This is a genomic window from Acinetobacter modestus, assembly GCF_014636095.1.
Taxonomy (GTDB): Bacteria; Pseudomonadota; Gammaproteobacteria; order Pseudomonadales; family Moraxellaceae; genus Acinetobacter; species Acinetobacter modestus.
Genome location: NZ_BMDV01000001.1, coordinates 374610 through 397989, shown reverse-complemented (window position 1 = coordinate 397989; position 23380 = coordinate 374610). Strand labels below are relative to the sequence as shown.

Sequence of the window (23380 nt, the reverse complement as noted above, 5' to 3'; positions counted from 1 at the left end):
AAATCATTTTTCTCAGTTCAAGTTGAAGGCAAAGGAGTAACTATGACTCTCGTATTGATATTGCTTAGCTTGTTGATTCAGTTTGTTGTGTTGTGGGCTATATTTTATTTCGAACTCAATCGAACAATTGGTAGTATTGTTGCTATCGCCACTGCCATTCTCTGCGCGATTTTTATTACACCGTGGAGTTTTGTGGTTGGTATTCCCATCATTTTAATGAGTATTATTTTACTTGTTGCACCATTACGTGAAGCTTTAATTGCTAAACCTGCATTTAATATTCTTTCCAAAGCAATGCCTAGCATGAGTATTACAGAAAGAGAGGCTTTGGAAGCAGGTACAAGTTGGTGGGAAAAAGAATTATTTATGGGAGCGCCTGATTGGCAAAAGTTCGATCAATATCCTTATCCAAAACTTTCTGTAGAAGAACAATCTTTTATAGACAATGAAGTTCAACAACTTTGCGCCATGCTTGATGAATGGAAAATTCACCACAAAGATAAAAATTTACCTCCTGAAGTTTGGCAGTTTATTAAAGATAAAGGTTTTTTAGGACTAATCATTCCAAAATCATTTGGGGGAAAAGAATTTTCAGCATTTGCTCAAAGCCGCATTATGAGCAAGATAGCATCGCGTTCATTGACTGCGGCAGTGAGTTGTATGGTGCCAAACTCGCTTGGTCCCGGTGAACTATTATTACATTACGGTACAACTGCACAGAAACAACGTTATTTACCCGGCTTAGCGAATGGTACAGAAATTCCTTGCTTTGGCCTAACCAGTCCAGAAGCTGGTTCTGATGCGGGAGCGATTCCAGATACAGGTATAGTCTGTTATGGGGCTTATCAAGGACAAGAAGTTCTTGGTCTAAAAATGAATTTTTCTAAACGATGGATTACGCTTGCACCGATTGCAACGGTAATTGGTTTGGCGTTTAAGTTGTACGATCCAGATGGTCTATTAGGTGATAAAAGTAAAAGTGAATATGGCATTACCTGTGCATTAATACCTGCAAGTCATGAAGGGATAAAAATAGGTGCACGCCATAATCCTGGTGCGCCATTTATGAATGGAACTGTGGAAGGAACAGACATTTTCATTCCAATCGACTGGATTATTGGCGGTCAACAAAATGCAGGGAAAGGTTGGCGCATGTTGATGGAATGTCTAGGCGTTGGTCGTGGTATTTCTTTACCAGCATTGGCGACCGCTGCGGGTGAGATGAGTTACCTTTTAGTGGGTGCATTTGCTAGCGTTCGACAACAGTTTAAAGTGTCAGTTGGGCATTTTGAAGGTGTGCAAGAGGCAACCAGTGATATTGCCAGTGATGCCTATATGCTTGAGTCATTTAGATATATGGTGACTTGTGGTTTGAATCAGGGTGGGACTCCAGCCGTCATGACAGCTATGGCAAAATACTATGCGACTGAAACCATGAGAAAAGTGATTAATCATGGTATGGATGTCGTTGGTGGGCGTGCGATTCAGCTAGGGCCACGTAATTTTCTGGCTTTAACTTATCAATCCATACCTGTTGCAATTACGGTAGAAGGGGCAAATATTCTTACGCGTTCTTTAATGATTTTCGGTCAAGGTTCCATGAGATGCCATCCGTATTTATTTGAAGAACTGCAATTATTGCAATCAGACGATAAAGCGAGTGCTCTAAAACAGTTCAATACCTTGTTATTTAAACATCTTGCTTATACTTTTAATCGTGCTGCTAAAGCGCTTGCATTTGGTCTCACAGGGGGCAGTAAAGAGGGCTCTTCAGCAGCTGATGATTTCTCAAAACCATATTATGCAATCATCAATCGGATGAGTGCTGATTTTGCTTTGACGGCCGATATGGCATTGGGAATATTGGCTGGAGATTTAAAACGTAAGGAAATGCTTTCAGGTCGTTTAGCGGATATTCATGCACATTTATTTATTGCAACAGCGGTTCTTAATTATTATGAGCATGGACAAAGAACTGAGTCGGATCAAAAACATGCAGAATTAGCATTAAATAAGGCTCTCTATAATGCTCAGGAAGCATTCTTTGGATTCTATGAAAATTTCCCTGTCAAAATTGCTGCAACATTGGTGAAATTAATCAGTTTCCCATTTGGTCGACCAGTTACAAAGCCATCGGATGAACTTAAACAACAAGTTGCTCAATTACTGCTAAAAGAAAATTCTTTTAGAGCGGAATTGAAAAAACATGTTTATTACACAACCGATGAAACAGATGTGATGGGGCGCATGGAATCAACCTTCCAAATGTTGCTAACATTGCAGCCGCTTTGGGATAAGTTTAAAAAAGCTGAATCGAAAGATCAGTTTAAAGGACTGACTTTTGAGGAACATATTACAGATGCAGTTGCAGTGGGTTTTATTACTGCAAATGAAGCGGAACAGCTTTTAAAATATAACGCTAAACGCTACGACAGTATGCTGACTGATATATTTGATCAGCATTTAGAAAATGACTTGCCTCTTGAAAATCCTCATTTGAAAGGTTAGATAAGGTGGTCAATAAAAAAGCGAGATATCCAAGTCTCGCTTTTTTATTTTTTATAAATTAAATTTTTTACGATAGCGCCAAAGTGTGGTTCGACTAATATTCAGTGCTTTTGCTGCAAGTGAAAGATCATTTTTGTATTGAATTAATGCTTTCCGTATCGTTTCTTTATTGATTTTATCCGAGATCAGCAATGGTTCATCTTCAATGATTAAGTTTGAAGGCGGAATATGTTGCTTATCAATAATTTCATCGGGTAAATCGCAAACATCTATTTCAGACTTCTCGTTTGCCATGGTCAGTGCGTAAAGGAGTGTATTTTTTAATTCACGGACATTTCCGGGCCAATCATATTGCATTAAAGTTTGTAATGCTGAATTAGATAATTTAGTTGATGTACCAAAAACATTTTGTTGTTCAGCTAAAATATAATCTGCAATATATGGAATATCTTGCTTACGATCACGCAGTGGTGGAACAAAAATTGGAATCACACGCAGTCGATACAATAAATCTTGACGAAAGCGTCCCAGACGAGCTTCTTCTCGTAACGCTCGATGAGTTGCAGTGATAATACGAACGTTCGCTCTAATCGATTTTTCTCCACCTAAAGGTGTAAATTCACCAGTCTCAAGAACTCTTAATAATTTTGCTTGAAGTTCTAATGGAATTTCAGCGATTTCATCTAAAAAAAGTGTTCCGCCAGCAGCACGTTCAAATACGCCTTTATGTTCTCGAATCGCCCCTGTAAACGCACCCTTTACATGACCAAATAATTCACTTTCCAGAATATTGGCATTTAAAGCTGCACAGTTAATGGCAATAAATACGTTATTTTTCCGCTGACTATGATCATGGATAGCCTGTGCAACGAGTTCTTTTCCACTACCAGATTCACCGCGAACTAGAACTGGAAACTCTGTAACTGCAACACGTTGAATAATGGAAAACATGCGTTGCATTTCTGGCGAATGGCTATGAAAAGTCTGCTCTAAAGTTGTGATGTTTTGATCTAGTTTTATTTTCTGTATAACTTGAGTGGATTGTAATAAATATAAGGTTCCCTCAAAGTGCTGATCGATAATTCTAATAGGGTGACGATGGCAAAACAGCTCAATGGATTGAGCTGCATCACTAATCATATGTCGTCCGATTTCAAGCTCATGATGTTGTATTGTTTTTTTTAAAGTTTGAAATAACGAATTATTGATTTTTTTATCGTTCAATTCATACACAAAGCGCTGCTTAGATTGATCTAAGATAAGAAGGGAACTGTCTAACATTAGGGTTTGCAATTTAAACAAAAAGCTCTCTAAATCAGCTTGAGTATAAAAATCAATCGCTTGGCGCATGCTGTTTCATCGTATGTTTTTCATTTGAAACAATTGAAACATATTATGCAACATTAATGAAATGGTGATTTTGTTTAAAATTAAATATTATTAATTAATATATTGTTTTATTTGAATATAATTTATATTGCATAAAGTTGGCACTTAGTTTGCAAAATAAGAATATAACCAAGCATATCGAGACAAATTGAAATGATATTCCATCAATTTTTTGAAAAAGAAAGTTCAACTTATACTTATTTGGTTGCATCTGAACAAACACGTGAAGCGGTGCTGATTGATCCAGTTGCTTCTGAAATAGAAAGTTATGAACAAATGTTGAATCAGTTGAATCTCAAGTTAGTTTACAGCTTAGATACGCATGTTCATGCAGATCACGTTACGGCTGCAAATTTACTCAGAGCACGTTTTGGCTGTAAAACAGTTTTACATCGTAATTCGGGTGTAGATTGCGGCGATATTTTTATCACTGACCGCAGTGCGATACGTGTTGGTGAATTCTTAATAGAAGCACGTTATACCCCTGGACATACTAATGCCTGCACAAGCTATGTCATTGACAATATGGTGTTTACAGGCGATGCATTACTGATAGATGGTTGTGGTCGTACTGATTTCCAAGAAGGAAATGCTGAAACCTTATACGACAGTATCCACCAACAGATATTCACTTTACCTGACGACACGATCGTTTACCCGGGACATGATTATAAAGGTCGTTTGTCTTCAACTGTAGGGCATGAGCGTGAATCGAACTCTCGTTTAGGTCATGGACGTAGCAAACAAGATTTTGTAGAAATTATGAAAAATCTTGATCTTCCATATCCTAAAAAGATTGATATAGCCCTACCTGCCAATAAAGCGTGTGGGAAATAAGGGGAAAGTTGTGAGTGACTTAAAACAAGTTAACCCTGAATTTTGGGTATCTGCGCAGATCAATCAATCTGATTTGGTTGAAATTGCAGCCAAGGGAATCAAAACGATTATTTGTAATCGCCCTGATGGTGAAGGTGTCGACCAGCCAAATATCATTGAGATCCAAGAAGCTGCAATACGCCATGGTATCCAATTGGAATATTTACCTGTTGTAAGTGGGCGGGTGACAGATGAACAAGCAATTGAATTTAAGTCACTTTATCAAAAATCCAAAAAACCTGTACTAGCATTTTGCCGTTCTGGAACTCGATCAATTACCTTATGGGCCCTGTCTCAAGTGGCTGAACTTACCATTGATCAGATGTTGTTGCAGTCAAAATCACTGGGCTACGATTTACAAGGTTTAGTTCCTCGAATTTTGAAGCAAAATCCAACTCAGTTAAACAATATACCGACTTTTTCTGTGGTGATTGTGGGTGGGGGTGCGGCGGGTATTTCAGTAGCATCGAGTTTGTTATCTCGTCAATCGAATTTAGATATTGCCGTGATTGATCCTGCTGAAATTCATTACTACCAACCGGGATGGACGATGGTGGGCGGTGGGATATTCGCTCCTGAAAAAACCGTAAGAACAATGGCGAGTCTGATTCCTAAACAGGTGCATTGGATAAAGGCAGCTGTTGCAGCTTTTGATCCTGATAATAAACAAGTTTTATTAGAGGGATGTAAGCCGATTAACTATGAAGTATTGGTTGTCTGTCCGGGCTTAAAATTAAATTGGCATGGAATAGAGGGTTTAGTTGAAACGCTAGGTAAAAATGGTGTGACTTCAAACTATCGTTATGATCTTGCGCCCTATACGTGGGACTTGGTTCGTAATATGAAACAGGGTAAAGCTGTTTTTACACAGCCACCAATGCCAATTAAATGTGCTGGTGCTCCACAAAAAGCAATGTATTTGTCAGCTGATTATTGGCAAAAACAAGGTGTATTAAAAGATATTGAAATTGATTTTTATAATACAGGTGCGGTGTTATTTGGCGTACAAGCTTATGTTCCAGCTTTGATGGAATATATTAAACGTTACAATGCCAATTTAAACTTTAATCATCAATTGATTAAAGTTGATGGAAACCAAAAGCGAGCTTGGTTTAAAGTCAGTGAAGGGGAAAATACTTCAGTGATTGAAACTGATTTCGACATGATTCATGTTGTTCCTCCGCAGCAAGCACCTGATTTTATTCGAGCAAGTAACTTGGTTGATGCGGCAGGCTGGGTCAGTGTTGATCAGCATACCTTACAGCATAGCAAGTATCCTTACATCTTTGCTTTGGGTGATGTTACTAATGCACCCAATGCAAAAACGGCAGCAGCAGCACGAAAGCAAGCACCTATTGTTGCAGTGAATGTATTGCAGTACTTAAAAGGCAATCAGAATTTTGTGCAATATGACGGTTATGGATCTTGTCCGCTCACAGTTGAGCGTGGAAAGATTGTGTTGGCAGAATTTGGTTATGGCGGAAAACTGTTACCTAGTTTCCCTAAGTGGTTGCTCGATGGGCAAAAACCTTCACAGCTTGCATGGTTGTTAAAAGAGCAAATTCTACCGCCGATGTATTGGGATGGAATGCTCAAAGGTCGTGAATGGCTGGTGAAGCCAAAACTTTAATTTATTCAGCTTAAATAAATCAAATACTTAGTCCTGATTCAGAGCTGAGTTAGGACAGTATTTTCTCCGGAAATGGGTTCATCCTTGTACGAGGACATTGCATATCATGTGGTTATTAGTCTTAGAAGGTCTTGCGATCGGATGTTTACTTGGATTGACAGGTGCAGGTGGCGGTATTTTGGCTGTACCAGCATTGATGGCGAGTCAAGGATGGACAGTGTCTCAAGCTGCACCAGTAGGTTTGTTGGCAGTAACACTTTCTGCATTTGTTGGCATGGTTCAAGGCTTATTCAAGAAAATCGTACGTTATCGTGCCGCGATATGGATCGCTTTAATCAGCTTGCCATCAGCACGTTACGGGATTCATCTTGCCAGTATTATTTCCCCAGTTTGGTTAAGCCTTGGTTTTAGTATCGTGATGATGATTGTGGCCTATCGTATTTTTTTCAATAAGGTGAATGATTTTGAAGATCCGCCGTGTAAGGTGAATCAATCAACAGGGCAACTGATTTGGAATGTTAAAACTGCTTCAGTATTGGGTATTATCGGTGTGATTGCAGGTCTATTAACTGGATTATTAGGGGTTGGTGGCGGTTTCGTGATTGTGCCAGCTTTGCGTAAAGTTACTGATCTAGATATGCGTAGTATCGTTGCAACGTCACTGATGATCATTTTCTTAATTGGTGGTGTAAGTATTTCAATACACATTATAGATGGCTTTCAGTACCCAATCGCTGTAACTGTTAGCTTTGTTGTGGCTTGTATTATCGGCATGTTAATTGGCAGAAGATTAATCAGCCTGATTGATATCAAAACGGTACAAAAGGTATTTGCTGTAGTGGTAATTTGTGTTGCCATTTATTTGGTGATTTCAAGCGTATCGAAAATCTTGCCCATGATTTCACTTTAATTATATTGTTATCTATTTGATTTTTAGTTTCCAAAACTGAACCTAGACTCAAGCGATAAGGTTTTGAGTTTAGGTTAAAAGATACATAAATTTATGTTTCCTATGTAATTTTGTATTATGATGCTAAGAGTTCACTAGCATGCCTAAAACGATGCTTCACATAAACTTCATATGATTTCTATTAATATTATAAATATAAAAAGAGATTGGGTCAGGAAGAATCAATGTTTAAATTTTTTCTGCGATGGATGGATAGTTGGTCACTGACTGATACTTTAGATAAACAGCATATTCCCTTTCAAGAAAGCTCAAAAGATACCAAGATTCAGTGGTTTAGAATCTTACCATTCATTTTGCTGCATATCGCTTGTCTTGCAGTTTTTTGGGTGGGTGTATCTTGGTTTGCTATCGCATTCATGCTGTTTTTTTATTTTATTCGTATGTTTGCGATCACTGCTTTTTTTCATCGTTATCTTTCGCATAAAACCTTTCAAACTTCGCGTTCAATACAATTCTTTTTTGTGTTGATCGGAACCATGAGTGCACAGCGAGGGCCTTTATGGTGGGCAGCTCATCATCGTTATCATCATCGTTTTACTGACACAGATCACGATCCACATTCATCTACACATGGATTTTGGTACAGTCATATCGGATGGTTTTTAAATGAACAGAATTTTTCTACACGAAAAGAAGTCATTAAAGACTGGCTAAAGTTTCCTGAAATTGTTTGGTTAGATCGTTTTAGTTTACCTGTGGTCTTGTTCACTGCTTTTGCAATTTATGGTTTAGGTGAGTGGTTGAGTATTGCTTATCCGAGTTTAGGTACTTCAGGCTTACAGCTATTGGTATGGGGATTTGTGATTTCAACTGTTTTGCTGATTCATGCGACTTTATGTATCAATTCACTTGCGCATTTATATGGTAGTCGAGACTTCGAGACGAAGGATAACAGCCGAAATAATTTATTTTTATCGATTATTACATTGGGTGAGGGCTGGCATAACAACCATCATTATTATGCTGGGAGTACTCGGCAAGGTTTCTTCTGGTGGCAAATCGACATTACTTATTACATTTTAAAAATGATGTCTTTTTGGGGTTTGATTTGGGGAATTAAACCTGTACCACAACGTATTTATGATACCCATAAAAGTCATCAATTAAATCTCAAAATAAACACAAGTAAAATTCAAAGCGAGGAGTCTTGATGAAGATTGCAATCGTAGGCTCTGGTATTTCAGGTATATATGCTGCATGGAAATTATCAAAGCAGCATGAAGTCACAATCTTTGAGAAAGAACATTATTTCGGCGGACATACGGATACACATGATTTTTGGATTGAACGTAAAAACGTTGCTGTAGATAGCGGTTTTATTGTATTCAATGATTATAATTATCCTCTATTTAGTGCCATGCTTGCCGAATTAGCTGTAGAAGCACAGAATAGTGATATGAGCTTTTCGGTCAACAATCAAGTGACAGGGCTTCAATATAATCCATCAAAAAAATGGTCACTATTAACGCGACCTCAGAATTTTTTAAATAAGAAATTTCGGATCATGCTGTCCGACTTGATTCGTTTTTATCAAGACAACAAAGATATTCAGTTAGATCAGTGCAACGCTGAACTGAGTATCGAAAACTATCTGAATCAAAATGATTATTCAGAGGTATTTCGCCAAGAACATTTATACCCAATGTGTGGTGCATTGTGGTCAAGCCCAGTGGATCAAGTTGGAAATATTCCCTATAAGTTTGTCGTAAGCTTTTTTCAACATCATCGTATGTTGCAATTGGAAGACCGCCCTCAATGGCAGACGGTCAAAGGTGGTTCAGCTTCTTATATACGAGCGATTCAAAAAGCTTGTCCATCAATTATTTGGAAAAAAACGCAAGTTCAACAAGTGATTCGTGAAAATGATTTAGTTCATATTGTCACGAATCAAGAACAAGAAACTTTTGATTGGGTTGTGTTTGCGAGTCATGCTGATGATACGTTAAAGCTTATTCAAAATCCTTCGGCAGATGAGCGAGAAGTATTAGGTTGTTTTGATTATCAAGATAACTTTATGGTAGTACATCGTGATACTTCGATTATGCCGAAGCGTCAGTCTCAATGGGCGAGTTGGCATGTGCATGTCACTGCTCAAGAGAAACCTCAAAAAAATAGCAAAGCCCATCAATTACACTATGGATTTACTTACTGGATGAACAGCTTGCAGAAGCTACCGTGTAAAACTCAGATCTTTTCTACACTCAATCCGAATATGCCTATCGCAAAAGATAAGATTTATGTCGAACGTCGTTATCGACATCCTGTTTTTGATAAGAAAGCAATTGAGTCACAGGCGCGTTGGGATTTGATCGATGGTCAAAACCGCAGTTCATTCTGTGGAGCATATTGGGGTTGGGGGTTTCATGAAGATGGGGCGAGAAGTGCTCAACGTGTAGTCGATGAACTATTAAAATTGAACGACTAATTTGGAGGTGATCACATGTTTGAAGATTCACTTTCCATAGCCAAAGCTCAGATTAGACATCGGCGTTTTTATCCTAAAGCACACGATTTTGAGTCTAGTTTGAGCTATTTATGTTTTGATCCAGATCGTATTGATCAGAACCTAGATCGTTCATGGCTTTGTTCTACTTCGCGTTGGAATATCTTAAATCTCTATGAAAATGATTTTCTAAAAGGCTATACAGGTTCGATCAGAGAACGAATTAAGAAAATTCTTTTGCAGCAAGTGGATACGATTTTGTCGACACAATCAGAAATTCGTGTCCTCGCTTTGCCAAGAACTTTAGGATTTAGTTTTAATTCCGTTATCTTTTATTTTGTACTCAATCCTCAAAAACAACCTGTTTTCGTATTGAGTGAAATTACCAATACCCCTTGGAATGAACGTAAAGTTTATGTGCATGACTGCCGTCAAAAATTAAAAGAGCACAGTCATTTTAAAAGTTATGAGTTCGAATTTGAAAAGAGTTTTCATGTTTCACCATTTATGCCAATGGATATTCAGTACAAATGGCGATTTAACTTTTCAGATGAACAAAATGTGATTCATATGCAGCTTTATCAATCAGATAAATTTATCTTTGATGCAACGATGCGTTTCACGTTAACCAGCATCACAGTTCCTTCACAACTGAATCGTTATGCTATTCATCATATCCTTGAACCTTTCAAGATGTTAGCTTCGATCTACGTTCAAGCTTTTCATCTATGGCGAAAGAAAGTTCCATTTTATCGGCACCCAAAAAAAGATAAGGATTTAAAACAACATGATGAAAACGCTTATTTTCGGTGAACAGGATTCACTGCCTTTGGTTCTTCGAAGCTTGCTAAAACTTCGTCATGGACAAATTCATTTTCGTGGAGAATGGAATGGTACCGTGGGTGAGGTTTCTGATTTAGAAGCGACGATAGAGATTCATAATAAAGAATTGATTGATCTCATTTTTAAAAACGGTGTACTTGGTGCAGCTGAAGGTTATATTCGTGGTTATTGGAGTACTGAGCATCTTGTTGAAGTGATTCAGATTCTAGCAAGAAATCGCCATGTGCTCGATAAAATTAATCAAAATGTGATTTCTCAAGCCAGTCAGTTGTTGTTAAAAGCTTGGTATAAAACCCGTAAGAACTCGTTATCTGGTAGTCGTAAAAATATTGCAGAGCACTACGATCTGAGTAACGATTTTTTCAAACTCTTTCTTGATTCTTCAATGATGTATTCAAGTGCTGTGTATAAGCACAAAGATATGACTTTAGAAGAAGCATCGGATTATAAAAAAGAACTGATTTGTCAGAAGTTACAGCTTAAACCTATGGATCACTTGGTTGAGATTGGGAGCGGTTGGGGCGGTTTTGCGATCTACGCTGCTCAGCATTATGGCTGTAAAGTGACTACGATTACGATTTCTCAAGCACAATACGATGAAGCAACCAAACGTATCGCAGATGCGGGCCTTAGTCATCGTGTCAATGTTCAACTCAAAGATTACCGATTATTAGAAGGAAAATTCGATAAGTTGGTTTCGATCGAAATGATCGAAGCTGTAGGTGAGCAATATTTATCGACTTATTTCAATAAATGTCGATCTTTATTAAAACCGAACAGTTTGGGATTGATTCAAGCTATCACGATTGAAGATGCACGTTATAAAAAAGCGTTGAATACCGTGGATTATATTAAACGCTATATTTTCCCAGGTAGTTTTATTCCGTGTATCAGCGTTTTAACTCAAGCAGCATCTGAACAACAGTTGCGTTTGAAACACCTTGAAGATATTGGCTTGAGCTATGCAGAAACGATTCATCAATGGCGTGAGCGTTTCTTAAATGCTAAAGCACACGTTTTGGCTTTAGGATTTGATGAAAACTTTATTCGGATGTGGGATTTCTATCTCTGTTATTGCGAAGGTGGCTTTAAAGAAGGGGTGATCAGTGATGTGCATCTTCTATTTGAAGCAAGCCCTTATTAAAAAATCCATGATTTTTTAATGCATCAAGGAGGTGGTTATGTTGTGGCAATTATTTTTAATTGATGCCGTAGTAATGTCACTCTGTTGGTTGTGGGCAACCTCTAATCATCGAGCAGGTATTGTAGATGTCGCTTGGAGCTTTTGTATTTTTTTAAATACTGCTCTGACAGCATTAATTATTGATGTTGCACCATTGTACGTCAGATTATTTATTGGAATGTTCAGTTCGATTTGGTTTTTACGATTGAGCTTGCACTTGTTTCGACGTTATCTGGCTGAACATGAGGAAGATAGACGATACGCCAATATGCGTAGGGCGATGGGAAAATATCAACATTTAGGTTTCTTTGCTTTTTTCATGTTTCAGGCAGGATTGGCCATCTTATTTAGTCTTCCAATGTGGTGTTTATTGAATGTACCAAGCATGTCTTGGAGCATAGATACCAATGATTATTTGATTATTGCTGGAATGATTATGGTGATCGCATTTATTGGAGAAGTAATTGCTGATCAACAGCTTTACCGCTTTAAAGAAAATGTGAAAAACCATGGTAAAACAATGGATCAAGGTCTATGGAGATATTCACGTCACCCAAACTATTTCTTTGAATGGTTGCATTGGTTTGCTTATCCAACCATTGGATTAGCAGCAGGATTATATAGCTTGTGGATTTATCCAGTGTTGATGTGGTTGTTTTTGTACTACATCACAGGTATTCCATTTAGTGAACAACAAGCATTAAAAAATCGCGGTCAAAATTATCTCGATTATCAAAAACGAACTTCTATCTTTATTCCGTGGAAACCCAAAGAGTAGGTACGCACATGGACTTTATTATTCAAAAATCTTTAAAACTCGTCGAAAGCGGTTTAGTTCCTGATCAAGCGATTCGTGCAGCCATCCGTGCATTGAGTAAAAAGCGTTTGATTCAAGAAGGGCGTTATGACCCTGAACAAGGTGCTCAGCGCTATATGGATGTGCTTAATATGTTAAAGCACAGTGAAATTGCGATCGAAACGGACAAAGCCAACGAGCAGCATTATGAATTACCTACAGCATTCTTTCAGGCGGTTCTAGGAAAACGTTTGAAATATAGTGCATGTTTCTTTCCCCATGATCGAACAAATTTGGATGAAGCTGAAGAGTTTGCACTACAGATATATAGTGATCGAGCTCAATTACATGATGGTCAACAAATTTTAGAGTTAGGCTGTGGGTGGGGATCATTTACCTTATGGATGGCAGAGCGTTATCCAAATGCAAAAATTACTGGAGTGTCTAATTCAGCTACTCAACGCCAACATATTCTTGCAGAAGCTCAAAAGCGTGGTCTAAACAACGTAGAAATCCTAACCTGTGATGTTAATGTGCTCGAGTTAAAAGCGAATACTTTTGATCGTGTGGTTTCGGTTGAAATGTTTGAACATGTTCGAAACTATCAAAAACTTTTTGAGAAAATTCAGTCTTGGCTCAAAGCGGATGGGATGTTGTGGTGTCATATTTTTTGTCATCGTTTCTTACATTATCCATTTGAGATTAAAAGTGAATATGATTGGATGTCACGCTACTTCTTTACAGGTGGTTTGATGCCAGCCAGTTCAACATTTTTACATTTTCAAGAGCATTTAGAACTATCTAAACATTGGCAATGGTCGGGTACTCATTACGAGAAAACCGCGAATGCTTGGTTAGAAAATATGGATCGCAATGTCGAACAATTAAAACCACTTTTTGAACAAGTTTACGCTCAAGATGCAGAAGCATGGTGGCAACGTTGGCGTATTTTCTTTATGGCTTGTGCAGAATTATTTGGGTTTGAACAAGGGCAAGAGTGGGTTGTCGGTCACTTCCTGTTTAAAAAGAAAGTCGTATAATTAAAGATAACTCTGTAAGTAGATCAGCCAATGTTTAGATCGAAACAAAATGACGGAAATAATCATCCACTCGGTGAGATGTTTAATCGCTATTATTGGTTGCAGATCGGGCTGATCGCACTTTCAATTATTATTGGTATTGCTTGTAGTGCATGGGTGATTAAAGGTTCATTACTCAAAACTGCGCTTGAACAAGAAATGGAACATTATTGGATACGTGTTGATCGTAATCCAAATGCCGATCTTCCAGACACTAAAAATTTATATGGTTATCGATGGTCATCAAACAAGCCTCCGCAACCATTTCGTGATTTGACTTTACAGCAAGGCGTGCATCGTATTTTTGTAGATGGCAAAGATCGTATGACTGTTTATGGCGAACGCAATGGACAGCATGTGTTGTTGGTATTTGGTGAAAGTAACGTCAATAAAATTGTTTGGATGTTTGGTCTTGCGCCATTAATGTTTAGTTTGATCGTGCTGTATAGCATTTTATGGTGGTCAAATCGCCGTGCGAAACGTTATTTTTCACCGATTACCCGTCTTGCAAATGCGCTAGAACAAATAGACTGGGTTCATCAAAACAAAGAAGCTTCTCCATTTCAAGATATTAGTACCAATGGCAATTTGGAAGCAGAATATCTAAAACAGGCATTAGAAAAGTACCATGAAGTACTGAGTGAATTTATTCATCGTGAACGCGAGTTTACAGGGGACGTTAGTCACGAATTACGTACGCCTTTGACGATTTTGAAAGGTAATGTCCAAATCTGCCAAGCAAGATATGGTAATGATAAATCATTGAACCGTATAGCAAATACCATTGAAGACATGCAATTACTCGTAGATACTTTACTTGCAATTGCACGTAACACGACCAATAACCTAAATGCCGAGCAAACTCGATTATCTGTCATTATTACTGATCTCGTTCACGATTTAGATATGGTGAGCCAAAGTAAAGGGATAGAAATCTTGGTGCAGTATGATGATTCAGAATCAACACGTTTATTATATTCATCGATGACAAAAATGGTGTTGAGCAATATTTTGCGTAATGCGCTAAATTATTCTCAGGGCTCAAGTATTCATATTATTCAACAGAAAAATAGCATTATCATTGCTGATAACGGCATTGGAATTAGCCTACCAGATGAATTAAAAGTCCGAGAATTAAGTCGCAGTCAGCTAAAACTCAACCCTAAAGGACATGGCATAGGGCTACAGTTAGTAGAAAAACTATGTATGCAACTGGGCTGGAGAGTTGAGTTGTTCGATCGTCAATATTATTTAAATACACATACTGAACTTGAACTGCCGAATACAACAGGATTAATTGTTGTTGTATATATGAATTAAAGCACTTAATCCTCAATTGCGATTTTTAAACCAACACCCGAAATCGTATGAATGAGTTTCTGTTGAAAAGGTTTATCCACCATTTTACGTAAATTATAAATATGACTACGTAAAGCATCGCTTTCAGGCTCTTCATCACCCCAAAGCTCAATAATAATTTCTTGTTTGGTTATTACTCTTGGTGAGTTTCTCATTAAAATTTTAAGTAATTTAAATTGAATGCGTGGCAATTCGATGTGTAGTCCTGCACGAATAATAGTTTGTGTGGAGCTATCTAAAATTAAGTCATGAATTTGAATTTTATTTTTGGAAACTTCGCCTAATGAACGTTTAATTAGGGCACGAATACGCATGACTAATTCATTGAAATCAAAAGGTTTAACTAGATAGTCATCTGTGCCTGCAACAAAACCTTTCAATTTATCATCTAAGGTGTCACGAGCGGTAAGCATAAGCACAGGAATATCCATACCTTGGTCTGTTCTTAACCATTCACATAAATCATAACCAGAGCCATCAGGTAAGTTTATGTCTAATAAAAGCAGATGATAAGCCTGTGTTTTAAGAAAATTACGTGCAGCATCCAAGTTACGCGCATGATCAATTACAAAACCATGTTCCTCTAAAAACTCACATACAGTTGCCGCAAGTTCATAGTGGTCTTCAACCATCAGGATAAATTGATTGCTCATAATAATATCCACTATGGATTAAGTAATTGTTGTTTTAATTTAGCATTAAAAGGTGAACTTCCAAACCAAATTTTAAAATACTGATTTGCTTTTTTATCTGTAATCGCACCGAGAGTCTTTTGATTTAAAGATAATGTAAGTGTATTGCTATTTTGATTGTAGCTGAGGCTATAGAGATCACCTTTTTTTACAGGATGATATAATTCTGTGATGTTATTCAGTGGTGAATTATATGAGAAGTCCGCAATATTTTTCTTAAGGAAATGAGTTGCCGCGCGTTTAAATGCCCATTCAGGAATGTTTTGACGATAAGAAAAGTCTAGGCGTATGTTTTGGTTTTCCCAGTTTTTTTTACAATCCTCTGCAAAGTATGTCACTGAACCAATAACTTTTCCCGTAACGATTAGTGGGGCATTCTGACAAGTTTGAACATTTGCATGAACTACATGAATACCTACTAATAAGTTAATGGCACAAAATAAAAATATTTTCTTGTTTAAATTAGAATTCATTTTTAGCTCCATTGTGCAAAGAAATACTCAATTCAAAGCTTATTTAATAAGATATATTTTTAATAGGCATAAAAAATAAGATTTCTTTCAATTCTTTGAATTTCATGGCGTGCATAAGCCAGATTACTGGAATCACGATCTAAAACACTATACAAGAACAAATTTTGGTTACTCTCGAGCGGCATGATAATGTGATATTGATTTTGTAAGCTAATCAATATGCCTTCAAGATAATCCATTTCATCAAGCTGTTGAGCTAATTCTCTTTGAATATTAAATATATTTGCCATTTCTAGGGCAGCAATATCAATATTAAAATAATGATCTCCAATCGATTCTAAAATAGCGCCATCGTCAATATCGATCAAAGCCAAAACAATTAAACCATCAATATGGCTAAATTGATTTAATAAGAAATTATCGTCCATAATTTTTTTCTATATTTTTGGTTGCTGAATTTTAAACTATTTTTTGAATGGTAGAATCAAAGAATAGGCTCTTCCGATATAAGGTAAAGAACGATATAAGCCATTGGCAGGGTCCCAATAGTCTTGTTGAAAAACAATTTTGTTAGAGGCATTGATCTTGATTTCACTTATGCCATACGATGCCATAGTTTTACTGCGACCAAACATTTTAAAATCATAAGCCATATACCAATGTATATAGGCTGAATCTTTTTGATAAATGGCACTAATAAGTTTGACATTGACGTTACTTACATGCTCATTCATACCTGAAAAATGTTTTACCAAATCTTGTTTGTTCGAAAACTGGGATAAGGTGTCATTAATGTATAGATCATCAGCATATAGTTGGCTTGCGTTTTTAATAAAACTTGGTGTTCCTAGTGTATTAAATGCTGAAGTAAAGCGCTTACCGATTTCAGTCGCTTGTTCTTGTGTCAAAGCAATGCCTGAGATTTCTTTACTTGCTTTGGTATAGTCAGATGAATAGCTCGGTATACTTTTACACGAAGCTAGGGAAAATAAGGCTAATGTTGAAACGGCTAAAGTTCGTAGAAATGCCATGCTCGTAAACTCATTTCATTTTATAAATAGCTTAGAGCGCGTTATGTGAATCTGATGTGAACTAGATCGATATTACATGAGCGTGTTGACATGAACCTGTTTTAAAAAATAAAGCCACGAGATAACATCGTGGCTTTATAGATTGAGTAGACTGAAGATTTAGCGAAGAAATATTATTTTTTCGCTTTTTTTGACTTTAAATATTCTTGATAAGCTTCTTCAGCAAAACGTCTTAATGAATCTCCGATGGCTGCGTATTGAAATTCATTTAAATTAGCTAAAGACGCACGTGCAGAAGGATGTTGTACACCAAAACCTGATCCAGGAAGTAGTACAACCCCTGTTTCGTCTGCTACACGGAACAATAATTCAGTTGGATTTTTATTTTTCATTACCCAATCTGCAAATTCGTCACCATATAAGGTGCGCGAAGTATTTTCTAAATTCACCAAGGTATAGTAATCGACCGCATTTGGATCTTGTGGAACATCAACGCCTAATTGTCGATATAAGGCTGCATCACGCTCACGTACTACAGATTTAACCGCTTTTTTATAGCTTTGACGTGAATCCATTAAATTGAATAATGCGAATAAAACCATTTGCACTTGTTGAGGGGTAGATAAGCCCGCCGTATGATTCAATGCAACATTACGACTGTCTGCAACGAGGCGATCAATAAATTTGATATTACTTGGATCAGTTGTTAATGAAGAATATCGTTCTTCTAGCTCTTTTTTATCTTTTTTAGAGAGAGCAGCTATTTTTTGATCCAAAATATTATTGTTACTCAACGCAATGACACCAAGTCGCCAACCTGTTGCTCCAAAGTATTTAGAGAATGAATACACGAGGATGGTATTATCTGGGCAGATTGCAAATAATGATTTGAAATTATCTGCAAATGTGCCATATACATCATCAGTCAAAATAATTAGATCAGGGCGTTTTTTTACAATATCTGCTAAAATGGCTAACCCTTCATCACTCATTTTTACTGATGGTGGATTACTTGGATTCACTAGAAAAAATGCTTTAATTGAAGGGTCTTCTAATTTGCGTAATTCTGATTCTGGATATTGCCAACCAAGTGTTGGATCGGCTTCGATCAATACTTCTTCCAGTTGATAATCGTTAAGTTTAGGAATTTCGAGATAAGGTGTAAAAATAGGTGCACCAATTGCAATTCGATCACCAGTTGCAATAATTTTATTTTCTTTCAATGAGTTGAAAATATAAGCCATTGCAGCTGTTCCACCCTCAACTGCAAACAGATCTACATTCTCTTTAGGCATACCTTGCACGCCCATTTCACGTAAAATGTATTCCTTGATAATCGTTTCACTGAGTCGAAGCATACGATCTGGCACAGGATAATTACACCCTAAAATACCTTCAACCATCTCAAGCAAAAATGCATCAGGGTCTAAACCGAGTTGATCTCTAACATAAGAAATTGCTTTTCCTAAAAATACTACCCCTGGTTTATCTCTATTTTGCATTACAAAGTTATCAAAGCGAGACTGTAAACCGACAGGACGGGGGAAACCACCTAAGCCTTCAGGCATATAAGAAAAGGAAAATTCTGACTCTGTTGTTGAAAATAAACCTAATTGGAAAAATGCTCTGCGAGGAATTGTGGCTAAAAAATTCGGATTTCCTCGTCCTGCATTAAGCATGAGTCTGTCGGTTCTACTTTGTGCTAATTCAATGAGATTGTCTTTCAATTCAAATGGACTAAGTTTTGCGTATTTAGAGTAATCAATATTCCCCATGGGAAGTCTCCTTCATTATAGTAAAGCTGATGAATTATTTTTTATCATCAATTTATTTAAGCTAAACCCACGATCAGTGGACCAAGCAAGGTTAGAAAAACATTGGCTAATGCATACGTAATTGCAAATGGAACTGTAGGAATTGAATTACCTGCTTTATCTAAAACGCCACCAAATGCAGGATTAGCACTACGTGAACCTGATAATGCTCCAGCCATGACAGCAACATTGTCATAACGCAGTACATACCGAGCAAAAAGCATTGAAAGAATGAGTGGGACCAGCGTCACGACAACCCCGATCATAAAGAGTGATAGGCCACTGTCCTTAATTGTCTGAATGGCTTGTAAACCTGACTGAAGACCGACAGCCGCAACGAAACCTGCGAGACCTAAATCTTTAAGTAGTTGTGATGCCGCCAAAGGCATATTGCCGTGGACTTGATTTCTGCTACGTAACCAACCAAATAAAAGACCCGAGAGTAGGGCACCACCACCTGCACCAAGTGTTAACGGTACGTCACCGATACGTATAACAAATAAACCAATCAGTAGACCAACGACCAAGCCTGCACCGTGAAAAATCCAGTCAGTTTTTAGGCTTTCAGGTAAGGCTTTACCAGCTTCTTTCACTAAGCGTTCAAGATCACTTTTGGTGCCGTAAACGGTCACCACATCGCCTTGGCGTAATATCGTCTCATCATTTAAGATTTGTACTTCATCGTTATGTTTAATGCCAAGTACATAGATGCCATGTTTTAAATAGTCGGGTGTATTGGCTTTAATATCACCTAGTGTACGATTGATATATTTTGAGTTTCTCAGGATGACATCTGTGGTATCCATAATCATTTCCATTCCTTGAGAGGATTGGAGTTCAGTACCCGTTTGATCAGCAACCGAAACAACGCTTGCCCTGCGTCCAACGATCAAAATAATGTCGTCAGTTTGCAAAATAATCTCTGGAGATACATCGATAAATTTATCTTTGCGCTTTAGTCGTTCAATCGTAATACTTGGTTTTTGGGCTTCGAATTCAGCAATAGTTTGACCACTGGCTTGTTTAACTTTATAAATTCGTCCAACGATTTCAGGCATCGCCAATTCTTGACCAGGGGCGAGTTCAAAAGCACCTTTTAAGCGTTCAGATTGAGCTTTTAATGCATCATCATGAATTTCTCGACCCATAAATTTAGGTAAGATATTTACACAAATAATGATCGCGCCAAGAGAGCCAAAAATATAAGTAACTGCATATCCAATTGCTACATTTGCTTGCAGTTTTTGAATTTCTGCTAAGGGGAGGTCTAGGCGAGATAATGCATCTCCAGCAGTACCGATAATTGCAGATTGGGTCATACCACCAGCGGCTAATCCTGCTGCTAATCCCTTATCAAGATGGAAGATTTTAGCCATAATCAGTACAGTAATTAAGCCACTCACCGCCATAAATACTGCTAGTAAAATTTCTTTAATGGACTGTGGGCCAAGAGATTTAAAAAACTGCGGGCCACTTTCAAAACCAACGGCATAAATAAAGAGTGCGAAGAGAATTGCTTTGACACCATTATCGACAGGAACACCAATTAAACTGAGTACAACTGCAACAAGAAGAGAGCCAGCAACACCGCCAAACTGGAACTTTCCGAATTGAAATTGTCCGATCCAAAATCCTATTGCAAGTGATAAGAATAAGAGTATTTCAGGACTATGCTTTAATTCATTCTGTAACCATTCAATCATTTTATGATCTCACTTTTATTATTTATCTACCTTTAGGTTTAAAATTTATTTATTCTTCATGTTTTTAAAATACTATGTGAATTTGATGTGTGCAATTACGATGGTTTTAGTATTTTAAATTGATAGATATTTAAATGATTGTAATTAATTAATTTTTAAATTCTAGATGGTTGTTGTTAAGTTTTAATTTTAACGAAAGTTAAAATAAAATTACTTAAAGATACAAATTTTTATCTATAAATTATAGAATTTTGATAATCAATAACATGTTTTATTATTATGAATTGATTTTGAGATTACACAAAAAATAAGAATTAATCTAAGTTAGTAATATTTTAAAAAGCATTTTCCATGTTCAGGAAATGCTTTTTTTATAAATTAAATCACTTGACGTAAATCTCGAGCAGTTTCTTGTAATAACGGTAAAATATGGGTAATCAGATAATCTTTGGTTGTACGCATTGTTGGTGAAACAATATTTAATGCCGCAACAACATCTGCATTTGAATCGTAAATCGGAACAGCGACCGCATGTACACCTAGTTCATGTTCCTCACAAGAATAGCACCAATCTTGTTCTTTAATTTCATGTAATAATGAAAGGAAAACTTCACTATCCGTATGCGTATATTTAGTTAAACGTTTTAAAGGGTATTGTTCTAACCACTGTTTTTGTTCTTCAGCATTTAGATGTGCCAATAATATTTTACCTGCTGAAGTTGCATGTGCGGGAAGGCGGTTGCCTAAATGTAATCCATAAGGATTTACTCGATCTGTTTGTTGATGTGCTGCACTACGCGCAATCGTAATGGCTTCATAGCCATCTAGAACCATAACAGAATAAATCAGAGAGGTTTGATTAGTAAGTAAATTGAGCAATGGCTGACAAATTTTAGGTAAAGGAGAGCCATCTAAATAAGCACCTGAAAATTTTAGAATTTTAGGGGTTAAATAATAATAATGACCATCAAAATCTAAATAGCCTAAATATTCCAAGGTAAGTAAATGACGTCGTGCTGCTGCACGAGTCAACCCTGTTTTTTCTGCTGCCGTACTAATATTAAGCCGATGTCGATCTGGTCCAAAACATTCTAAAATACTTAAACCTTTAGCGATGCCCGCAATATAGTCTTCATGTCGAATGATTTTTTTGTTCTCAGTATGATGAATCAAGCGAAGACTTTTCTTTTGTGAATTTTCCATAATTTCGATTTCCATCCCGCATTTATTTTCTAAACATTATTTTAATCTAAAGAAGACTATTTTACTTGGATAATGTTCGATCATCGAACATGAGTAACAATCATCGAACAAAATACACTTTGAAGCATAGAACTAAGATCAAAATTTATCAAAAATAAATAGAAGAAATCCGAACAAAACACTCAGCTTAATTTCATCAGTTTTCAGGATGAAGATTGAGTGGTTCATAGTACAGGAAGTAGTCAGATGATTGATAAAAGTTCAAGCTCATTAACTGAAGCTCTCTCCCAAATCAGGGATGGCTCAACCATCATGATTGGTGGCTTCGGAACCGCAGGACAGCCCGCAGAACTCATCGATGGTCTGATTGAACTCGGCATCAAAGACCTTGTCATTGTCAATAATAATGCAGGCAATGGTGACTATGGTCTTGCCAAACTCCTAAAAACAGGTGCAGTCCGTAAAATCATTTGTTCATTCCCTCGTCAATCTGATTCATGGGTATTCGATGAACTCTACCATGCAGGCAAGATCGAATTAGAACTTGTGCCACAAGGCAATCTCGCTTGTCGTATCCAAGCTGCGGGTATGGGCTTAGGTGCTGTATTCACGCCTACTGGCTTTGGAACATTATTGGCAGAAGGCAAAGAAACTCGTCATATCGAGGGTAAAGACTATGTTCTTGAATATCCAATCAAAGCTGACTTTGCCTTGATCAAAGCTCACAAAGGCGATCGTTGGGGCAATTTAGTTTTTAATAAATCAGCACGTAACTTTGGACCGATCATGGCTATGGCTGCGGATGTCACCATCGCTCAAGTCTCAGAAGTGGTTGAACTCGGTCAGCTTAATCCTGAACACATTATTACCCCAGGGATTTTTGTTCAGCATGTGGTTGCTGTTAAAGCAACATCACCTGTCGCTGCGCAATAAGGAGAATAACAATGAGCTATCAAAAACTCAGCCGTGACCAAATTGCTGAACGCGTTGCACAAGATATTCCTGATGGTGCTTATGTCAATTTAGGTATTGGCTTACCCACCAAGATTTCAAATTATTTACCTGCAGATAAAGATGTCTTTCTGCATTCTGAAAATGGTTTGTTGGCATTTGGTCCACCACCCGCCAAAGGTGAGGAAGACCCTGAGCTAATTAATGCAGGCAAAGAATACGTCACCATGCTGACAGGTGGAAGTTTTTTCCATCACGGGGATTCCTTTGCCATGATGCGTGGGGGTCATTTAGATATTGCGGTACTCGGTGCATTCCAAGTCGCAGCCAACGGTGATCTTGCCAATTGGCATACAGGTGCTGCCGATGCGATTCCTGCTGTGGGTGGTGCAATGGATTTGGCTGTAGGTGCAAAGAAAGTCTTTATCACGACCGAT

Annotated in this window: 21 protein-coding genes; 13 read left to right on the top strand and 8 right to left on the bottom strand. The window is 37.4% G+C overall.

The window, feature by feature from the left end:
* Nucleotides 1–42: 42 nt before the first annotated feature.
* Complete coding sequence (locus tag IEV17_RS01850) at nucleotides 43–2508, top strand: acyl-CoA dehydrogenase (RefSeq protein WP_004662748.1); 2466 nt, start codon at nucleotides 43–45, stop codon at nucleotides 2506–2508.
* 51 nt (nucleotides 2509–2559) lie between these two features.
* Here the strand turns inward: IEV17_RS01850 and IEV17_RS01845 are convergent, their stop codons facing one another.
* On the bottom strand, nucleotides 2560–3858 hold the full coding sequence (locus tag IEV17_RS01845) for a sigma-54 interaction domain-containing protein (RefSeq protein ID WP_004662745.1): 1299 nt from the start codon (nucleotides 3856–3858) through the stop codon (nucleotides 2560–2562).
* Between the two features lie 192 nt (nucleotides 3859–4050).
* Between IEV17_RS01845 and IEV17_RS01840 the strand changes: the two genes are divergently transcribed.
* The 10 genes from IEV17_RS01840 to IEV17_RS01795 all read left to right on the top strand — a co-directional run bounded on the left by IEV17_RS01840 (nucleotide 4051) and on the right by IEV17_RS01795 (nucleotide 15037).
* Entirely contained in the window at nucleotides 4051–4734 is a 684-nt protein-coding gene (locus IEV17_RS01840; protein ID WP_004662743.1) for an MBL fold metallo-hydrolase, read from the top strand.
* A gap of 10 nt (nucleotides 4735–4744) precedes the next feature.
* Complete coding sequence (locus IEV17_RS01835; protein ID WP_004662741.1) at nucleotides 4745–6403, top strand: bifunctional protein tyrosine phosphatase family protein/NAD(P)/FAD-dependent oxidoreductase; 1659 nt, start codon at nucleotides 4745–4747, stop codon at nucleotides 6401–6403.
* A 106-nt stretch (nucleotides 6404–6509) separates the two neighbouring features.
* Nucleotides 6510–7313 carry a sulfite exporter TauE/SafE family protein gene (locus IEV17_RS01830; RefSeq protein WP_004662740.1) on the top strand — a complete coding sequence of 268 codons (804 nt, stop codon included), beginning with the start codon at nucleotides 6510–6512 and terminating at the stop codon, nucleotides 7311–7313.
* A 224-nt stretch (nucleotides 7314–7537) separates the two neighbouring features.
* The gene (locus IEV17_RS01825; protein WP_004662738.1) at nucleotides 7538–8524 is read left to right on the top strand and encodes an acyl-CoA desaturase; all 987 of its coding nucleotides are present in this window, start codon (nucleotides 7538–7540) and stop codon (nucleotides 8522–8524) included.
* On the top strand, nucleotides 8524–9798 hold the full coding sequence (locus IEV17_RS01820; RefSeq protein WP_004662735.1) for an NAD(P)/FAD-dependent oxidoreductase: 1275 nt from the start codon (nucleotides 8524–8526) through the stop codon (nucleotides 9796–9798). The genes IEV17_RS01825 and IEV17_RS01820 overlap by 1 nt, the downstream gene beginning before the upstream one ends.
* A gap of 15 nt (nucleotides 9799–9813) precedes the next feature.
* A complete protein-coding gene (locus tag IEV17_RS01815) occupies nucleotides 9814–10629 on the top strand; it encodes a DUF1365 domain-containing protein (protein WP_004662734.1) in 816 nt (271 codons plus the stop codon).
* The gene (locus IEV17_RS01810) at nucleotides 10604–11803 is read left to right on the top strand and encodes an SAM-dependent methyltransferase (protein WP_004662732.1); all 1200 of its coding nucleotides are present in this window, start codon (nucleotides 10604–10606) and stop codon (nucleotides 11801–11803) included. Before IEV17_RS01815 ends, IEV17_RS01810 begins: the two co-directional genes overlap by 26 nt.
* A gap of 37 nt (nucleotides 11804–11840) precedes the next feature.
* On the top strand, nucleotides 11841–12620 hold the full coding sequence (locus IEV17_RS01805) for a DUF1295 domain-containing protein (protein ID WP_004662729.1): 780 nt from the start codon (nucleotides 11841–11843) through the stop codon (nucleotides 12618–12620).
* An 8-nt stretch (nucleotides 12621–12628) separates the two neighbouring features.
* A complete protein-coding gene (locus IEV17_RS01800; protein ID WP_004662728.1) occupies nucleotides 12629–13678 on the top strand; it encodes an SAM-dependent methyltransferase in 1050 nt (349 codons plus the stop codon).
* Between the two features lie 30 nt (nucleotides 13679–13708).
* A complete protein-coding gene (locus tag IEV17_RS01795) occupies nucleotides 13709–15037 on the top strand; it encodes a sensor histidine kinase (RefSeq protein WP_004662725.1) in 1329 nt (442 codons plus the stop codon).
* Between the two features lie 5 nt (nucleotides 15038–15042).
* Here IEV17_RS01795 and IEV17_RS01790 read toward each other — a convergent pair whose 3' ends face one another.
* From IEV17_RS01790 to pcaU, 7 genes are all read right to left on the bottom strand, one after another.
* A complete protein-coding gene (locus IEV17_RS01790; RefSeq protein ID WP_004662722.1) occupies nucleotides 15043–15729 on the bottom strand; it encodes a response regulator transcription factor in 687 nt (228 codons plus the stop codon).
* Nucleotides 15730–15740: 11 nt separating this feature from the next.
* Nucleotides 15741–16241: a chalcone isomerase family protein gene (locus IEV17_RS01785; RefSeq protein ID WP_004662720.1), complete on the bottom strand. Its 501-nt coding sequence runs from the start codon at nucleotides 16239–16241 to the stop codon at nucleotides 15741–15743.
* Nucleotides 16242–16300: 59 nt separating this feature from the next.
* The gene (locus tag IEV17_RS01780; protein ID WP_004662719.1) at nucleotides 16301–16669 is read right to left on the bottom strand and encodes a hypothetical protein; all 369 of its coding nucleotides are present in this window, start codon (nucleotides 16667–16669) and stop codon (nucleotides 16301–16303) included.
* A gap of 36 nt (nucleotides 16670–16705) precedes the next feature.
* Nucleotides 16706–17272 (bottom strand): nuclear transport factor 2 family protein, encoded by a 567-nt coding sequence (locus tag IEV17_RS01775; protein WP_004662718.1) that lies wholly within the window; start codon nucleotides 17270–17272, stop codon nucleotides 16706–16708.
* Nucleotides 17273–17445: 173 nt separating this feature from the next.
* On the bottom strand, nucleotides 17446–19047 hold the full coding sequence (locus tag IEV17_RS01770; protein ID WP_004662715.1) for a bifunctional aspartate transaminase/aspartate 4-decarboxylase: 1602 nt from the start codon (nucleotides 19045–19047) through the stop codon (nucleotides 17446–17448).
* Nucleotides 19048–19103: 56 nt separating this feature from the next.
* A complete protein-coding gene (gene aspT, locus IEV17_RS01765; protein ID WP_004662714.1) occupies nucleotides 19104–20789 on the bottom strand; it encodes an aspartate-alanine antiporter in 1686 nt (561 codons plus the stop codon).
* A 378-nt stretch (nucleotides 20790–21167) separates the two neighbouring features.
* Nucleotides 21168–21992: an IclR family transcriptional regulator PcaU gene (pcaU, locus tag IEV17_RS01760; RefSeq protein ID WP_004662713.1), complete on the bottom strand. Its 825-nt coding sequence runs from the start codon at nucleotides 21990–21992 to the stop codon at nucleotides 21168–21170.
* A 246-nt stretch (nucleotides 21993–22238) separates the two neighbouring features.
* Between pcaU and IEV17_RS01755 the strand changes: the two genes are divergently transcribed.
* On the top strand, nucleotides 22239–22925 hold the full coding sequence (locus tag IEV17_RS01755; protein WP_004662710.1) for a 3-oxoacid CoA-transferase subunit A: 687 nt from the start codon (nucleotides 22239–22241) through the stop codon (nucleotides 22923–22925).
* Between the two features lie 11 nt (nucleotides 22926–22936).
* A partial coding sequence (locus IEV17_RS01750) for a CoA-transferase (RefSeq protein ID WP_188363573.1) occupies nucleotides 22937–23380 on the top strand: 444 nt, incomplete at its 3' end.

Excerpts from the sequence above, each read along its gene's own strand:
- IEV17_RS01805 (WP_004662729.1), top strand. The coding sequence starts at position 11,841 with ATGTTGTGGCAATTATTTTTAATTGATGCCGTAGTAATGTCACTCTGT.
- IEV17_RS01800 (WP_004662728.1), top strand. The coding sequence starts at position 12,629 with ATGGACTTTATTATTCAAAAATCTTTAAAACTCGTCGAAAGCGGTTTA.
- IEV17_RS01820 (WP_004662735.1), top strand. The coding sequence starts at position 8,524 with ATGAAGATTGCAATCGTAGGCTCTGGTATTTCAGGTATATATGCTGCA.
- IEV17_RS01780 (WP_004662719.1), bottom strand. The coding sequence starts at position 16,669 with ATGGACGATAATTTCTTATTAAATCAATTTAGCCATATTGATGGTTTA.
- pcaU (WP_004662713.1), bottom strand. The coding sequence starts at position 21,992 with ATGGAAAATTCACAAAAGAAAAGTCTTCGCTTGATTCATCATACTGAG.
- IEV17_RS01755 (WP_004662710.1), top strand. The coding sequence starts at position 22,239 with ATGATTGATAAAAGTTCAAGCTCATTAACTGAAGCTCTCTCCCAAATC.
- IEV17_RS01825 (WP_004662738.1), top strand. The coding sequence starts at position 7,538 with ATGTTTAAATTTTTTCTGCGATGGATGGATAGTTGGTCACTGACTGAT.
- IEV17_RS01810 (WP_004662732.1), top strand. The coding sequence starts at position 10,604 with ATGATGAAAACGCTTATTTTCGGTGAACAGGATTCACTGCCTTTGGTT.
- IEV17_RS01840 (WP_004662743.1), top strand. The coding sequence starts at position 4,051 with ATGATATTCCATCAATTTTTTGAAAAAGAAAGTTCAACTTATACTTAT.
- IEV17_RS01795 (WP_004662725.1), top strand. The coding sequence starts at position 13,709 with ATGTTTAGATCGAAACAAAATGACGGAAATAATCATCCACTCGGTGAG.
- IEV17_RS01775 (WP_004662718.1), bottom strand. The coding sequence starts at position 17,272 with ATGGCATTTCTACGAACTTTAGCCGTTTCAACATTAGCCTTATTTTCC.
- IEV17_RS01845 (WP_004662745.1), bottom strand. The coding sequence starts at position 3,858 with ATGCGCCAAGCGATTGATTTTTATACTCAAGCTGATTTAGAGAGCTTT.
- IEV17_RS01830 (WP_004662740.1), top strand. The coding sequence starts at position 6,510 with ATGTGGTTATTAGTCTTAGAAGGTCTTGCGATCGGATGTTTACTTGGA.
- IEV17_RS01770 (WP_004662715.1), bottom strand. The coding sequence starts at position 19,047 with ATGGGGAATATTGATTACTCTAAATACGCAAAACTTAGTCCATTTGAA.
- aspT (WP_004662714.1), bottom strand. The coding sequence starts at position 20,789 with ATGATTGAATGGTTACAGAATGAATTAAAGCATAGTCCTGAAATACTC.
- IEV17_RS01815 (WP_004662734.1), top strand. The coding sequence starts at position 9,814 with ATGTTTGAAGATTCACTTTCCATAGCCAAAGCTCAGATTAGACATCGG.
- IEV17_RS01790 (WP_004662722.1), bottom strand. The coding sequence starts at position 15,729 with ATGAGCAATCAATTTATCCTGATGGTTGAAGACCACTATGAACTTGCG.
- IEV17_RS01785 (WP_004662720.1), bottom strand. The coding sequence starts at position 16,241 with ATGAATTCTAATTTAAACAAGAAAATATTTTTATTTTGTGCCATTAAC.
- IEV17_RS01850 (WP_004662748.1), top strand. The coding sequence starts at position 43 with ATGACTCTCGTATTGATATTGCTTAGCTTGTTGATTCAGTTTGTTGTG.